This is a genomic window from Nocardia sp. MH4 (genome assembly GCF_019266065.1).
Classification (GTDB): domain Bacteria; phylum Actinomycetota; class Actinomycetes; order Mycobacteriales; family Mycobacteriaceae; genus Nocardia; species Nocardia canadensis.
On sequence record NZ_LPNR01000061.1, the window covers coordinates 21,749 to 35,224 of the forward strand.

General features: G+C 69.2%; 15 protein-coding genes and 1 pseudogene. 6 read left to right on the forward strand and 10 right to left on the reverse strand.

Annotation, left to right across the window (positions count from 1 at the left end; genetic code table 11):
* Positions 1-52: 52 nt before the first annotated feature.
* Entirely contained in the window at positions 53-1,459 is a 1,407-nt protein-coding gene (locus ATM97_RS04745; protein ID WP_218716704.1) for a DUF2252 domain-containing protein, read from the reverse strand.
* Between the two features lie 171 nt (positions 1,460-1,630).
* Between ATM97_RS04745 and ATM97_RS04750 the strand changes: the two genes are divergently transcribed.
* Positions 1,631-2,083: an RDD family protein gene (locus ATM97_RS04750; RefSeq protein ID WP_218716705.1), complete on the forward strand. Its 453-nt coding sequence runs from the start codon at positions 1,631-1,633 to the stop codon at positions 2,081-2,083.
* Positions 2,084-2,133: 50 nt separating this feature from the next.
* Here the strand turns inward: ATM97_RS04750 and nrdE are convergent, their stop codons facing one another.
* The 4 genes from nrdE to ATM97_RS04770 form a co-directional block, all read right to left on the reverse strand.
* Positions 2,134-4,215, reverse strand: a complete 2,082-nt coding sequence (gene nrdE, locus ATM97_RS04755) for a class 1b ribonucleoside-diphosphate reductase subunit alpha (protein WP_255587059.1) — start codon at positions 4,213-4,215, stop codon at positions 2,134-2,136.
* 59 nt (positions 4,216-4,274) lie between these two features.
* The gene (nrdI, locus tag ATM97_RS04760) at positions 4,275-4,745 is read right to left on the reverse strand and encodes a class Ib ribonucleoside-diphosphate reductase assembly flavoprotein NrdI (protein ID WP_218716706.1); all 471 of its coding nucleotides are present in this window, start codon (positions 4,743-4,745) and stop codon (positions 4,275-4,277) included.
* A 23-nt stretch (positions 4,746-4,768) separates the two neighbouring features.
* Positions 4,769-5,002: a redoxin NrdH gene (locus ATM97_RS04765; RefSeq protein ID WP_218716707.1), complete on the reverse strand. Its 234-nt coding sequence runs from the start codon at positions 5,000-5,002 to the stop codon at positions 4,769-4,771.
* Positions 5,003-5,393: 391 nt separating this feature from the next.
* Positions 5,394-5,963, reverse strand: coding sequence for an NAD(P)H-dependent oxidoreductase (locus tag ATM97_RS04770; RefSeq protein WP_218716708.1), 570 nt, complete (start codon positions 5,961-5,963; stop codon positions 5,394-5,396).
* Between the two features lie 87 nt (positions 5,964-6,050).
* Here ATM97_RS04770 and ATM97_RS04775 point away from each other — a divergent pair, with 87 nt between their 5' ends.
* Together ATM97_RS04775 and nadE are read left to right on the forward strand one after the other, a co-directional pair.
* The gene (locus ATM97_RS04775; protein ID WP_218716709.1) at positions 6,051-6,707 is read left to right on the forward strand and encodes a TetR/AcrR family transcriptional regulator; all 657 of its coding nucleotides are present in this window, start codon (positions 6,051-6,053) and stop codon (positions 6,705-6,707) included.
* A 6-nt stretch (positions 6,708-6,713) separates the two neighbouring features.
* Positions 6,714-7,538 carry an ammonia-dependent NAD(+) synthetase gene (nadE, locus tag ATM97_RS04780; RefSeq protein ID WP_218716710.1) on the forward strand — a complete coding sequence of 275 codons (825 nt, stop codon included), beginning with the start codon at positions 6,714-6,716 and terminating at the stop codon, positions 7,536-7,538.
* Between the two features lie 33 nt (positions 7,539-7,571).
* Here nadE and ATM97_RS04785 read toward each other — a convergent pair whose 3' ends face one another.
* Genes ATM97_RS04785 through moaA form a run of 3 tightly spaced genes read right to left on the reverse strand, consistent with a single transcriptional unit; the run spans position 7,572 to position 9,235 of the window.
* Positions 7,572-7,937 carry an iron chaperone gene (locus ATM97_RS04785; RefSeq protein ID WP_218716711.1) on the reverse strand — a complete coding sequence of 122 codons (366 nt, stop codon included), beginning with the start codon at positions 7,935-7,937 and terminating at the stop codon, positions 7,572-7,574.
* A gap of 4 nt (positions 7,938-7,941) precedes the next feature.
* On the reverse strand, positions 7,942-8,184 hold the full coding sequence (locus ATM97_RS04790) for a MoaD/ThiS family protein (RefSeq protein ID WP_218716712.1): 243 nt from the start codon (positions 8,182-8,184) through the stop codon (positions 7,942-7,944).
* A complete protein-coding gene (moaA, locus tag ATM97_RS04795) occupies positions 8,177-9,235 on the reverse strand; it encodes a GTP 3',8-cyclase MoaA (RefSeq protein ID WP_218716713.1) in 1,059 nt (352 codons plus the stop codon). The genes ATM97_RS04790 and moaA overlap by 8 nt, the downstream gene beginning before the upstream one ends.
* Positions 9,236-9,377: 142 nt before the next feature.
* Between moaA and glp the strand changes: the two genes are divergently transcribed.
* From glp to ATM97_RS04810, 3 genes are read left to right on the forward strand one after another with little or no spacing between them, the layout of a single operon-like run.
* Positions 9,378-10,583: a gephyrin-like molybdotransferase Glp gene (gene glp, locus ATM97_RS04800; RefSeq protein ID WP_218716714.1), complete on the forward strand. Its 1,206-nt coding sequence runs from the start codon at positions 9,378-9,380 to the stop codon at positions 10,581-10,583.
* The gene (gene moaCB / locus ATM97_RS04805; RefSeq protein WP_218716715.1) at positions 10,580-11,650 is read left to right on the forward strand and encodes a bifunctional molybdenum cofactor biosynthesis protein MoaC/MoaB; all 1,071 of its coding nucleotides are present in this window, start codon (positions 10,580-10,582) and stop codon (positions 11,648-11,650) included. Before glp ends, moaCB begins: the two co-directional genes overlap by 4 nt.
* A complete protein-coding gene (locus ATM97_RS04810) occupies positions 11,643-12,074 on the forward strand; it encodes a molybdenum cofactor biosynthesis protein MoaE (protein WP_218716716.1) in 432 nt (143 codons plus the stop codon). The genes moaCB and ATM97_RS04810 overlap by 8 nt, the downstream gene beginning before the upstream one ends.
* A gap of 3 nt (positions 12,075-12,077) precedes the next feature.
* Here the strand turns inward: ATM97_RS04810 and ATM97_RS04815 are convergent, their stop codons facing one another.
* On the reverse strand, positions 12,078-13,097 hold the full coding sequence (locus tag ATM97_RS04815) for a GTP-binding protein (RefSeq protein WP_218716717.1): 1,020 nt from the start codon (positions 13,095-13,097) through the stop codon (positions 12,078-12,080).
* Positions 13,098-13,174: 77 nt separating this feature from the next.
* A pseudogene (locus ATM97_RS04820) lies at positions 13,175-13,476 on the reverse strand (hypothetical protein); the annotation flags it as partial.

A 13,476-nucleotide genomic window follows, 5' to 3' on the forward strand; every position in this document is an offset into this window, starting at 1 on the left:
CGACCGTCCGAGACGCCGTCACCGGTCACGCGTCCCGACGTGCCTCACGGGATCAAGCCCAGCCGACCTCGTGGGCGTCGACCGTGCCGTCGGCGATCGCGGCCACCAGTTGCGCGTGGTCGCGCTCGTTCTGGTCGGCATAGGCGCGGGCGAAGTCGACCAGGGCGGTGTCGGTGCGCTCGCTGCGGCCCAGGTAGTCGGCGATGCGGGCGGCGTCGCCGGAGCGGGCGTGGGCGCGGGCCAGTACCCGGGCGCAGGCGGTGGCGAACTGTTCGAGTTGGGGTGCGACGAGGGCGCCGTCGGCGGTGATCTTCATGTCCCGGAACTGACGGACGTAGAAGTCCATGCCGTCCACGCTGGTCCAGCCGAGGAACTTGTCGGTGGTCGATTGCAGCATCCGCTGGCCGTGGGCGACCCGCGAACCGTGGTTGTCGTAGCGGCTCGGCGCCAGGAAGTCCTCGTAGACCGAGCGGCCCGCCTGTTTGACCTGGATGAAGAACGGGTCGCCGGTCCGGCGCTCCTCGAGCAGGGCCAGGTAGACCCGCATCCCGACGCTGCCGACGCCGACCACCTGCCGGGCGACATCGACGACCCGGAACCGGGTCAGCAGCGACCAGATGTGATCGGGCACCGATTCGGCGTAGTCGTGCACGACCGCCCCGACGAGCCTGCGCTGGTCGCCGCCGACCGCCACCCGGAACGGTGGGAGCTCGGTGATCCGCCGTCGCCCGTCCCGGATCTCGGTGAACTTGCCGAACGCGCCACGGCTGGTGCGTTTCACCGACCCACGCCGGATCTCCTTGCGCGCCAGCTCCTGTGCGCGGGGGCCGAAGTAGCCGAGGAAGTCCTCCACGTCGACCCGCTCATACCAGATGTCGAGCTCGGGGGTGCGCGCGTACGCGGCCATGGCGCGGCGGTACGCGGCCGAGGTCGCCGCCACCGCCGCGTCCGACCGCGCCGCGGGCACCCCGTTGTCCCGGCCGAGCACCACCAGCGAGGCCACCAGGCGTTGCAGATCCCACTCGAACGGGCCGGGCAGCGTCTCGTCGAAATCACGCAGGTCGAAGACGAGATTGCGCTCGGGGCTGGCCCACATCCCGAAGTTCAGCACGTGCGCGTCCCCGCACAGCTGCACGCCGATTCCGGTGTTCGGCCGGGAGGCCAGGTCCGCGGCCATGATCGCGGCACCGCCGCGATAGAACGTCCACGGCGAGGCCGCCATGCGCGCCATCCGGATCGGCACGAGATCCGGCGCCCGCAGCGCGTTCTGCGCCAGCACGGTCGCCAGCGCATCGTGCCCACGCTGCCCGGGATCCCACGCGCCGAGGGCCGAACGCGGCACGATCTTGCGCGAATCCCGGCCTCGCCCAGCCTGTTCCGGCCGTTCGATCCGCTCGCGCGGCGCCAGCGGAAGGTCGAGCCCGTCCCCCACCGTCTTCCCATGCTCCGCGACGGACATCCGGCCTCCTCGGATCGACGCACTGCGCTGCGACACAACAGGGTTGCCTTCCACCGTAACCGGCGGATTCCGGTCCGACGCGCATCGCCGCGGCGCGGCGACCTGGGCTTCCCGCGCACGGCAAGGTCGGCACCGGGTGGTTGTTAAGCGAGGTCGGCCACGCTGGGCCCCATGAGCACGACGACACCGCCCCGGCGCGCCGAGCGGACCGGCGGCTACGAGCGCGACACCGACGGGCGACTGACCTACGTCCGCCCCGACGCCGCGGAGCCGCAGCGCCCGGCAGACGAATTCCCGCTCAGCGGAACCACTTCCACCGGCGACGAGACCGGGGTGATCCCCGCCTTCCTCATCGACACGGCGCTGCACGCCGCCATCGGTGTCACCGTCTGGTACCTCGCGACCGGTTCGACCGCCGTCCTGTACGGCATCGCGGCCTGGCTCGGCGCGTCCTTCCTGCACCGCACGGTCGTCCAGCGGTTCACCCGCACGACCTTCGGCAAATGCTCGTTCGGCCTGCGTCTGCGCTACGCCGACGGCCGCTACCCGTCGCTGTGGCGGTTGATCGGGCAGTGGTTGCGCGGCGGCTGGTGCTGCTTCGATCTGTTCGGCAGTATCGGCTGACGCGAAAGGGGCGGTCTCCCACGGAGACCGCCCCTTTTCCCGTGCTCAGCTCACAGCATGCAGGACACGCAACCCTCGACTTCGGTTCCCTCCAGGGCCATCTGACGCAGGCGGATGTAGTAGAGCGTCTTGATGCCCTTGCGCCAGGCGTAGATCTGGGCCTTGTTCAGGTCGCGGGTGGTGGCGGTGTCCTTGAAGAACAGCGTCAGCGACAGGCCCTGGTCCACGTGCTGGGTGGCCGCGGCGTAGGTGTCGATGATCTTCTCGTAGCCGATTTCGTAGGCGTCGTCGTAGTACTCGAGGTTGTCGTTGTCGAGGTACGGGGCCGGGTAGTAGACGCGGCCGATCTTGCCTTCCTTGCGGATCTCGATCTTCGACGCCACCGGGTGGATCGAGCTGGTGGAGTGGTTGATGTAGGAGATCGACCCGGTGGGCGGGACGGCCTGCAGGTTCTGGTTGTAGATGCCGAACTCCTGCACCGAGGCCTTCAGCTCACGCCAGTCGTCCTGGGTGGGGATGTGCACGCCGGCGTCGGCGAAGAGCTGACGGACCTTGTCGGTCTTGGGCTCCCACGCCTGCTCGGTGTACTTGTCGAAGTACTCGCCGCTGGCGTACTTCGACTCCGCGAAGCCGCCGAACGCGCTACCGCGCTCCTTCGCGATCAGGTTCGAGGCCCGGATCGCGTGGTAGACCACGGTGTAGAAGTACATGTTGGTGAAGTCGACGCCCTCTTCGGAGCCGTAGTGGACCCGCTCCCGCGCCAGGTAGCCGTGCAGGTTCATCTGGCCGAGGCCGATGGCGTGGGACTCGTTGTTGCCCTGCTCGATCGAGGGCACCGAGTAGATGTGGGTCTGGTCCGAGACGGCGGTCAGCGCGCGGATCGAGGTCTCGATGGTCTGGCCGAAGTCCGGCGAGTCCATCGCCTTGGCGATGTTGAGCGAGCCGAGGTTGCAGGAGATGTCCTTGCCGACCTTCGAGTAGGACAGGTCGTCGTTGAACTCCGAGGGGGTCGAGACCTGCAGGATCTCCGAGCACAGGTTCGAGTGGGTGATCTTGCCCTTGATCGGGTTGGCCCGGTTCACCGTGTCCTCGAACATGATGTACGGGTAGCCCGACTCGAACTGCAGCTCGGCGATGGTCTGGAAGAACTCGCGCGCCTTGATCTTCGACTTGCGGATGCGCTTGTCGTCGACCATCTCGTAGTACTTCTCGGTGACGTCGACATCGGCGAACGGCTTGCCGTAGATGCGCTCGACGTCGTACGGCGAGAACAGGTACATGTCCTCGTTCTTCTTCGCCAGCTCGAAGGTGATGTCGGGGATCACCACGCCCAGCGACAGCGTCTTGATGCGGATCTTCTCGTCCGCGTTCTCCCGCTTGGTGTCGAGGAAGCGGTAGATGTCGGGGTGGTGCGCGTGCAAGTAGACCGCGCCGGCGCCCTGACGCGCGCCCAGCTGGTTGGCGTAGGAGAACGAGTCCTCGAGCAGCTTCATGATCGGGATGACACCCGAGCTCTGGTTCTCGATCTTCTTGATCGGCGCGCCGTGCTCACGGATGTTGCTCAGCAGCAGCGCCACACCGCCGCCGCGCTTGGACAGCTGCAGGGCGGAGTTGATGGAGCGGCCGATCGACTCCATGTTGTCCTCGATGCGCAGCAGGAAGCAGGACACGGGCTCGCCGCGCTGCTTCTTGCCGGAGTTGAGGAAGGTCGGGGTGGCGGGCTGGAACCGGCCGTCGATGATCTCGTCGACCAGCTTGTCCGCGAGGACCTGGTCGCCGGCGGCCAGCGTCAGCGCGACCATCACGACCCGGTCCTCGAACCGCTCCAGGTAGCGCTTGCCGTCGAAGGTCTTGAGCGTGTACGAGGTGTAGTACTTGAACGCGCCGAGGAAGGTCGGGAACCGGAACTTCTTGGCGTAGGCCCGCTGGAACAGGCTCTTGATGTACTCGCGGCTGTACTGGTCGAGGACTTCGGCCTCGTAGTAGTTCTCGTCGACCAGGTAGTCCAGCTTCTCGTCCAGGTTGTGGAAGAAGACGGTGTTCTGGTTGACGTGCTGCAAGAAGTACTGGTGCGCGGCCTCGCGATCCTTGTCGAACTGGATCTGTCCGTCGGGGCCGTACAGGTTCAGCATCGCGTTGAGGGCGTGGTAGTCGAGGACCTCGCCCGCCTCGCCGCGCACCGCGGCCTGCTCTAGGCGGGCAGTCTTGCCGGTCGGTGCTGTGGTTGCTGTTGCCAAAACAATCCCAATCCCTCTCGGACGCGCGCGACGTCCTCAGCGGTTCCCATGAGTTCGAAGCGATACAGGTACGGCACCCCGCATTTTCGCGAGATGATGTCGCCCGCAGCGCAATAGGTATCGCCGAAGTTCGTGTTGCCGGCCGCGATCACCCCGCGCAGCAGGGCGCGGTTGTGCGGGTCGTTGAGGAACTTGGCGACCTGCCGCGGTACGAGGTCCTTGTCGGACCGTTGTCCACCCATCACGTGCCGACCACCCCCGTAGGTGGGGGTGATCAGCACGTAGGGTTCGTCGACGCGCAGCGAATCAGCGGTGTGCAATGGAAGCCGAGTAGCCGGCAGACCCAGCTTCTCGACGAAACGACAAGTGTTCTCCGAAGCGCTGGAGAAGTAGACCAGCCCGCCCGGAGTCGTCCGTTCGGGCATGACGCCTCCTTCCGGCGAAGGTCCTAAGCGGCCGCGACGGCGAGCGACTTGATGCGATCGGGGCGGAAGCCCGACCAGTGATCCTCACCGGCTACGACGACCGGCGCCTGCAGGTAACCGAGCGCCATGACGTAGTCACGGGCCTCGGTGTTCTCGGAGATGTCGATGATCTCGTAGTCCACCCCGGCCTTGTCGAGCGCCTTGTAGGTGGCATTGCACTGGACGCAAGCGGGCTTGGTGTACACGGTGATGGTCATCTAGGTTCTCCCTCTCCTATGCCTGATCCACAGCCTGTGATCCGTATGCAGTGCACGAACGGTGATGCTGCGCAAACTCCTGGATCTGGCGAAGAAAGCCCTGCTCGTAACCCCTTCCCTTGGGCCCGATCAGTGGTGGCTTCACACCGTGTTCCAGTACTGGAGACACTACACCTAGTGGCCGACAGATTGGAACAACACAAGGTGTTGCGAGTCGCACAGATGTAATTCCCACGCCGTAAGTCCCAGGACGCGCGATCGACACGCTGGGAAAACAGTGGCCCAGATCACGATTTTGCATCCCGGCGAGTCTTCAGCAAACTTCGCGGACATGCGAAGGGGCGTCACATCCGCGTGGGATGCGACGCCCCGTGTCGAGCCGACAGGCAGCTTACGCCGAGACGAGCTTGCCGTCCGCAGCGGCAACCAGCTCGTGCACGGTCGCGCCGAGCTGGGTCAGCGCCTCGGCGTCCTGAGCCGGGTGGGTCTGACCGAAACGCTCGCCGATGGTGCCGAAGCGCGCGTGTGCCGCCTCGACGACGACGCCGCCCGCGACACCGATCGCCTTGACCGCGTCACCGTGGGCCCACTCGGCCGCACGCGGGCTGATCGAGGCACTCACCACCGCGACAGGCTTGCCCTTGATCGCACCGGCCGCGTAGGGACGCGAGGCCCAGTCGATGGCGTTCTTCAGCACGGCGGGCAGGGTGCCGTTGTACTCGGGGGTGACCAGCAGGACGGCGTCGGCCGCGGCGACGGCGGCACGCAGCGCCGCGGCCTGCGCGGGCACCGAACCCGCGACGTCCAGGTCCTCGTTGTAGAACGGGATCTCCCCCAGACCCTCGTAGATCGCGATGTCCACACCTTCCGGGGCGGTCTGCACGGCCGCCTCGGCGAGCCTGCGATTGATCGAGCCCGCGCGCAGGCTTCCGACGAGAGTGAGGATGCGGGTCCCGGCCATGACGACTCCTGGTGTACTCAGTGGGATGATCGAAGTTTCATCCGACATTAACCGGACCGCAGTCCGATTACTTCCCGCGGAGGACGTGTGAGCGGCGTGAGCTCCAGCACACCCAGGCCGGACGAGCCGCCGCTGCTGCCGATCGGGCCGCCACGGCCCGGCGAGGCCGAGCCGATCGAGCGCGCCGACGCCGCCCGCAACCGCGCGCTGCTGCTCGACGCGGCCCAGCAGCTGGTGCGTGAGCACGGGGTGGCGGGACTGACGATGGACGCGGTCGCCAAGCGCGCCGGGGTCGGCAAGGGCACCGTCTTCCGGCGGTTCGGTAACCGCACCGGGCTGATGCTGGCCCTGCTCGACCACTCCGAACAGAAATTCCAGGCGGCGTTCATGTTCGGGCCGCCCCCGCTGGGCCCCACCGCGAACCCGGTCGAGCGGTTGATCGCGTTCGGCCGTACGCGCCTGCTCGACGTCGCTGTCGAGGGCGATCTGCACCGCGCCGCGGAGGAGAAGGGGCGGTTCGGCGGCGGCCCGTACGGCCTGCACAAGGCGCATGTCGTGCTGTTGCTGCGGGAGGCCGGGGTGAGCGGGGAACTGCCGCTGGTGGCCGACTCGCTGCTGTCGACATTGTCCGCGGCGCTGGTCATTCACCAGATCGACATCCTGGGCTACACCCGCGCTCAGATCGGCGACAACTGGGAATGGCTCGTTCGCCGCGTCGTTTCCCCTGCCGCACAAGTAGAGTGAGGCGGCATGGGGACACTGCGTGAACAGATCATCGCCGAGTTGGGCGTGCTGCCGGAGATCGAGCCGAAGCAGGAGGTCCGCCGTCGCGTCGACTTCCTCAAGGACTACCTGAACTCCACCCCCGCCCGCGGCTTCGCCCTGGGCATCAGCGGCGGCCAGGACAGCGCCCTGGCGGGCAGGCTGTGCCAGCTCGCCGTCGAGGAACTGCGCGCCGAGGGCGTCGAGGCGACCTTCCTCGCCGTGCGGCTGCCCTATGGCATGCAGGCCGACGAGCACGACGCGCAGATCGCGCTGAACTTCATCGACCCCGACCGGGCGGTCGTGGTGAACATCCGGCCCGGCGCCGACGCGGTGGCCGCCGAGGTCGCCGGGGCGCTCGACCACGAGCGGCTGCGCGATTTCGTGCGGGGCAACATCAAGGCCCGCGAGCGGATGGTCGCCCAGTACGCGCTGGCCGGGCAGGAGAACCTGCTGGTCGTCGGCACCGATCACGCCGCCGAGGCGGTCACCGGGTTCTTCACCAAGTTCGGTGACGGCGGCGTCGACCTGACCCCGCTCACCGGTCTTACCAAGCGTCAGGGCGCCGCGCTGCTGCAGGAACTGGGCGCGCCGTCGAGCATCTGGTCCAAGGTCCCCACCGCCGACCTCGAGGACGACCGCCCCGCCCTGCCCGATGAGGAAGCCCTCGGCCTGCGCTACGCCGAGCTCGACGACTACCTCGAGGGCAAGGACGTCACGCCGGAGGTCGCCGCCCGCGTGGAGTCGATCTTCACCAACACCCGGCACAAGCGCACCGTCCCGGTCACCCCGCTCGACACCTGGTGGCGGTAGCCGGCTGCCCGGGATTCCGGCCGCCGGGTCGACTCAGTTCTCCCCCGGCGCGCCGACACCGGACGCCGTCGCGCGCAACAGAGCGCGGACCAGGTCGTAGTCCGGTTCCTTGCGGAAGCGCAGGCAGCCCTTGCCCATGTCCTGGCTCGCCAGGCGCTCGGCGAAGGCGGCGCGGACGTCGGCCCGCAGCAGGTAGAAGGAGATGTACTGCTTCTGGCTCGCGAAGGCGATCTCGCCGACACCATCTCGCTCGTAGGCGGGCATGCCGTAGGCCATGACCTCGGTGCGGCCGGGGAGTTCGGCCAGGCACAGCTCACGCAGCCGGGTCAGCGCCGCGCGCCGATGGTCCGGGAGTTCGGCGAGATAGGCGTCGACGTCGGGAGCCGCGCTCTGGACCATCCTGCTAACCGCCCGCGAACGGGGGCAGGACGTCGACCCGGTCGCGGAGCATGGCCGACGGGTCGCGGGTGAGTTCGTCGCCGATCAGGAAGGCGCAGACCCCGACGAGCGAGTCGACCTCGGAGCCGTAGGCGGCGGCGAGCGAGGCGCGCAGGTCGGCGACGGTCGCGCCCGCGGGCAGGTCGAGTGATTCGGTGCTCTTGCCGACCGCGTCGGCGATCGCGGCGAAGTAGCGGATCTCAACCACCGATGGCTCCCATCGTGCGTTCCGGAGGGACGAAACCGGCGGCGTCGATACCGTGACCGGCCCATTTCTGCCACATGGCGCCGCGCCACAGCTCGGCGACCTCGTCGTCGTCGGCACCGGCGCGCAGCGCGGTCCGCACATCGAACTCCTGGTCGCTGAACAGGCACGAGCGCAGCATGCCGTCGGCGGTGAGCCGGGTCCGGTCGCAGCTGTCGCAGAACTTACGGGTGACGGTCGCGATGATGCCGACCGTGGCCGGGCCGCCGTCGACCAGCCACTTCTCGGCCGGCGCCGAGGGGTCGGCGCGGCCCGCCTCGGTGAGGGTGAACCGTTCGCCGAGCACGTCGAGCAGGTCGGCGGCGGTCACCATGTCGGTGCGCGCCCACTCGTGGTCGGCGTCGAGCGGCATCTCCTCGATGAAGCGCAGCTCGCACTGTTCGGCCAGGCACCACGCGAGCAGGTCGGGCGCACCGGCCAGGTTCTGCCGCATCAGCACCGCGTTCACCTTGACCGGGGCGAGCCCGACATCGCGGGCGGCGCGGATGCCGTCGAGTACCGACTCGAGCCGGTCGCGGCGGGTCAGCCGGGTGAAGTCGGCCCGGTCGACGGTGTCGAGGGAGACATTGACCCGGCTCAGTCCGGCCTCGGCCAGGGCCTTGGCGCGGTGTTCGAGGCCGACGCCGTTGGTCGTCATGGCCAGCGGGGTGTCGGGCACGGCCGCGTGACAGCCCGCGATGATCTGCTCGAGTTCGCGGCGCATCAGCGGTTCGCCGCCGGTGAAGCGGACCTCGCGCACGCCCAGTTCCCGCACGGCCAGCGTCACCAGCCGGACGATCTCGTCGGCGCTGAGCAGTTCCTCGCGCGGAATCGGCGGCAGGCCCTCTTCGGGCATGCAGTAGGTGCAGCGCAGCGAGCACTTCTCGGTGATGGAGACGCGCAGATCGCGCGCGACCCGACCGAAGCGGTCGACGAGGAGCGGCGTCTCGGGCCGGCCGTCGAGGGAGGGCCGCTCCGATCGCACAGCGGGTATCCCCATTTCGACCAGCGTCATCTTTACAGTATGACCCGTCGCCCCCGACGCGGACCGTCCGGAGCGCCGATCCGTCACGAAGTCGACAGCTCACCGTCCGTGCCCCTCGACGGTGAGCGATCCGGGCCTGACCCGCCGGTCGGACGGCGATTAGGCTGGCAGCATGACTCCCCGGCCCGCCACCGCGTCGGCGCGCAGCGTCGACGAGTACCGCGACACCGTCGCCGCGCTGCTGGCCCCGCTCGCCGACCGCCCGGCCGAGCAGGTGGCGGTGCCCGACGCGCTGGGCCGCGTGCTGACCGCCGACGTGCTGTCCCCGATCGATCTGCCGGTCTTCCGCAACTCGGCCATGGACGGATACGCGGTGCGCGCCGCCGACGTGGCGGTCACGCCGGTCACCCTGCCGGTCGTCGGGGTCGTGGCGGCGGGCAAGCCGGGCACCGAGCCGCTGCCGGCGGGCTCGGCGCTGAAGGTGATGACCGGTGCGCCGATCCCGCCCGGCGCCGACTGCGTCGTCCCGGTCGAGGACGTGCAGGCGGGCGAGGGCCGGATCGTGGTCGAGCGCGGCCGGGCCCGCGGTGAGTTCGTGCGCGAGGCCGGCACCGATGTGCGCGCCGGCGAGCTGGTCGCCCGGGCGGGCACCGTGCTCGCGCCCCGGCACATCGCGGCGCTGGCCGCCGTCGGCCTGCCGACCGTGCCGGTGCTGAGCCGTCTGCGCGCGGTCTGCATCACCACCGGTGACGAACTCCAGCCCGCCGGGACCGAGCTGGCGCCGGGCCAGATCTACAACTCCAACGGGATCGCGCTGGCCGCGGCCCTGCGCGCCGACGGTGTCGAGGTCGTCGAGGTCGCGCACAGCACCGACGATCCGGCGGAGTTCACCGCCGTGCTGCGCGCCGCCGTGGCCGCCGCCGATCTGGTCTTCACCTCCGGCGGGGTGTCGAAGGGCGATTTCGAGGTGGTCAAGGACGTGCTGCAGCCCCTGGGCGGCACCTTCGGTTCGGTCGCGGTGCAGCCCGGCGGACCGCAGGGGTACACGGTCGTCGACGGTGTGCCGGTGCTGAGTTTTCCGGGCAATCCGGTGAGCACCACCGTGTCCTACTCGGTGTTCGCCCGCGACGTGGTGCGCGCGCTGGGCGGCCTGCCCGCGCCGGCCACCGCCGAGGTCACCCTGCTGACACCCGTGCGCTCCCCCGCGGGCAGACGCCAGTATCTGCGCGGCCTGGTGACCGACGACGGCGTCGAGGTGGTCTCGGGCCCCGGTTCCCATCTCATCGCGGGCATGGCCTGGGCCGATGTGCTCGTCGATGTGCCCGCCGAGGTCACCTCGCTGCCCGCGGGTGTCCCTGTGCGAATCTTGTCGCTATGAGCGAGTTGTCCCACGTCGACCGCGAGGGTCGCGCGCGCATGGTCGATGTCAGCGGTAAGGCCGACACCACCCGGATCGCTGTCGCCGCAGGCGAATTGCAGACCACCGCCGAGGTGGTCGCGCTGGTGCGGGCCGAGGGGATGCCCAAGGCCGATGTGCTGTCGACCGCGCGGCTGGCCGGAATCGCCGGTGCCAAGAAGACTTCCGAGCTGATTCCGCTGTGTCATCAGCTGGCACTGTCGTCGGTGAAGGTGGAGTTCGGATTCACCGAGACGACCATCACCGTCGAGGCCACCGCCAAGACCACCGGGCCGACGGGGGTCGAGATGGAAGCGCTCACGGCCGTGGCCGTCGCGGGGCTCACGCTGCACGACATGGTGAAGGCGGTGGACCCCGCGGCAGTGATGAACGGGGTGCGGCTGGTGACCAAAGAAGGTGGCAAGCACGGGCATTGGGTGCGTCCGGAGGCGCGATCCAGCAGCGCGCCGACGAGCCCGACCGGCAACGGATCGGACACCGCACCCGCCGAATCCGGTTCGGCGACAACCGCTCCGGTCGACACCACTACCGAACACGCGACCGCCGTGCGTGATTCGCGCACGGCGGTGGTCGTGGTCGCGTCCACCGGGGCCGCGGCGGGAACCCGCGTCGACACCACCGGCCCGGTGCTCGCCGAATGGCTCGGCGCCCAGGGATTCTCGGTGCGTGGCCCGCTCGTGTACGCCGACGCCGAGATCGCGGCCGGGTTGGCCGATGCCCTCACGGACGCGCCGTCGCTGATCGTCACCACCGGTGGCACCGGCGCCTCCCCCACCGATGCCACCCCCGAGGCCACCCGGGCCGTCCTCGACCGCGAACTGCCCGGCGTCGCCGATGCCATCCGGCAGCGCGGCACGGCGAAGTTCCCGCTCGCGGCGCTCAGCCGGGGCGTGGCCGGGCTGGCAGGCCGCACCGTCGTGGTCAACCTGCCGGGTTCGCCCGGCGGGGTGAAGGACGGGATCGCGGTCCTGGAACCCCTGTTGAATCATCTGCTCGCGCAAGTAGCCGGAGGCGGCGACCATGAATGACCACGGCGCGGTGCGCCTGACCGCGATCAGCGACCAGGCGCTGGATCCGATCGCCGTCGAAAAGGCTGTCGACGGACCGGAGTTCGGTGCCGTCGTGGTGTTCACCGGCAAGGTGCGCAATCACGACGGCGGCCAGGCGGTGACGGCGCTCGAATACTCCGCGCACCCCCAGGCCGAGCGGTTCCTGACCGAGATCTGCGCCGAAGTCGCCGCCGCGCACGGACTTCCGGTGGCGGCGAGCCATCGCATCGGCTCGCTCACCATCGGTGACCTGGCGATCGTGGTGGCGGTCGCGGCGCCGCATCGGGCCGAGGCGTTCACCGTCTGCGCCGAACTCGTCGACCGGATCAAGCACGAGGTGCCGATCTGGAAGCGGCAGCTGTTCGCCGACGGACTGTCCGAATGGGTCAATGCCTGCGGCTGAGCGTCACCGCGGGGTGTAGCGCCAGACGCCGAGCATCGCCTGGTCGTCCATCAGCTCCTCGCCCTCGAAGACGGTGCCGCGCAAGCGTTCCAGTGCCGCGTCCTCGTCGAGTCCGGTGCCGATGAGCACCAGGTTCGACACGCGTTCCTCGCCGCGCCCCCACGAGCCGGGGGTGAACACCACATGCCTGCCGACCAGGTGCATCTCGAACTTGCGCCGCTCTCCCGCCACCGCGAAGGCCACACAGCCCTTGGCCCGGAACAGGCCCGGCGGCGGATCTTCCAGGAAGGCGATCAGGGCGCGCGGGTCCAGCTCCCGCTTGCTGGTGAACGACACCGACACGTATTCGTCGTGCAGGTGCCGGTGGGCCGGGTCGTCGTGATCATGGTCGTGGTCGTCGAGCAACGAGTCGAAACTGAGCTGCTGGGCCACCTTCGGTTCCGCGAGCACCCGGTCGTCGAACAGCAGACCGGGATCGACGCGGCCGTAGGTCGTCGCGTAGACCGGCACTTGGCCGACCCACTCCGACACCTGCGCGCGCAGCTCGGCCAGCGCCTCGGCCGAGACCCGGTCGGCCTTGTTCACCAGCACGAGATCAGCCAGGCGCAGGTGCGAGACCAGTTCCGGGTGCTGGGCGCTCGTCGCGCCGAACAGCTCGGCGTCGACCACCTCGACCAGCCCGCCGTATCCGATCCGCGGGTTCGGGTTGGCCACCACCATGCGGATCAGATTGCGTGGCTCGGCCAGCCCACTGGCCTCCACCACGATGACGTCGACGGCGCTGCGCGGCTGCGCCAGCGTCGCGAACAGGTCGTCGAGTTCGGAGACGTCCACCGCGCAGCACACGCAGCCGTTGCCCAGCGACACCATCGCGTCGACCTGGCCCGCCACCAGCATCGCGTCGATGTTCACCGCGCCGAAGTCGTTGACCACCACCCCGATCCGGGTGCCCCGGTTGTTGCGCAACAGCGAGTTGAGCAGGGTCGTCTTGCCCGACCCGAGAAACCCCGCAACGATCACCACAGGAATCACCGTGCCGATTGTGCCGCAACGGCCGCGGCCGCCGACCCCTGGGCGGGTCGGCGGCCGCGCGCGTGCGGCTACTTCGTCGGGCCGAAGACCAGGCCGACCAGCGTGTAGGCGAGGTTGATCAACTGGTTGGTGATCGCGGTGTTGTCCATGCCCAGTGCCCTGGCCAGCGGCATCAGCATGTTCATCACGGTGAGGATCGGACCGCCGAGCGAACTCAGGTCGGGGGCCGTCTCGTCCGGGGCGGACTGCTGCTGATTCTTGGGCGTGGTGCCGCGTTCCCGCGGGGTGGGCGCGGGCGCCGCCGGTGCGCCGGGCGCCGCGGTGCGCACCTCGGCGGTGCCGGGGATCGCCAGGTGCCCGCCCGAGCCGG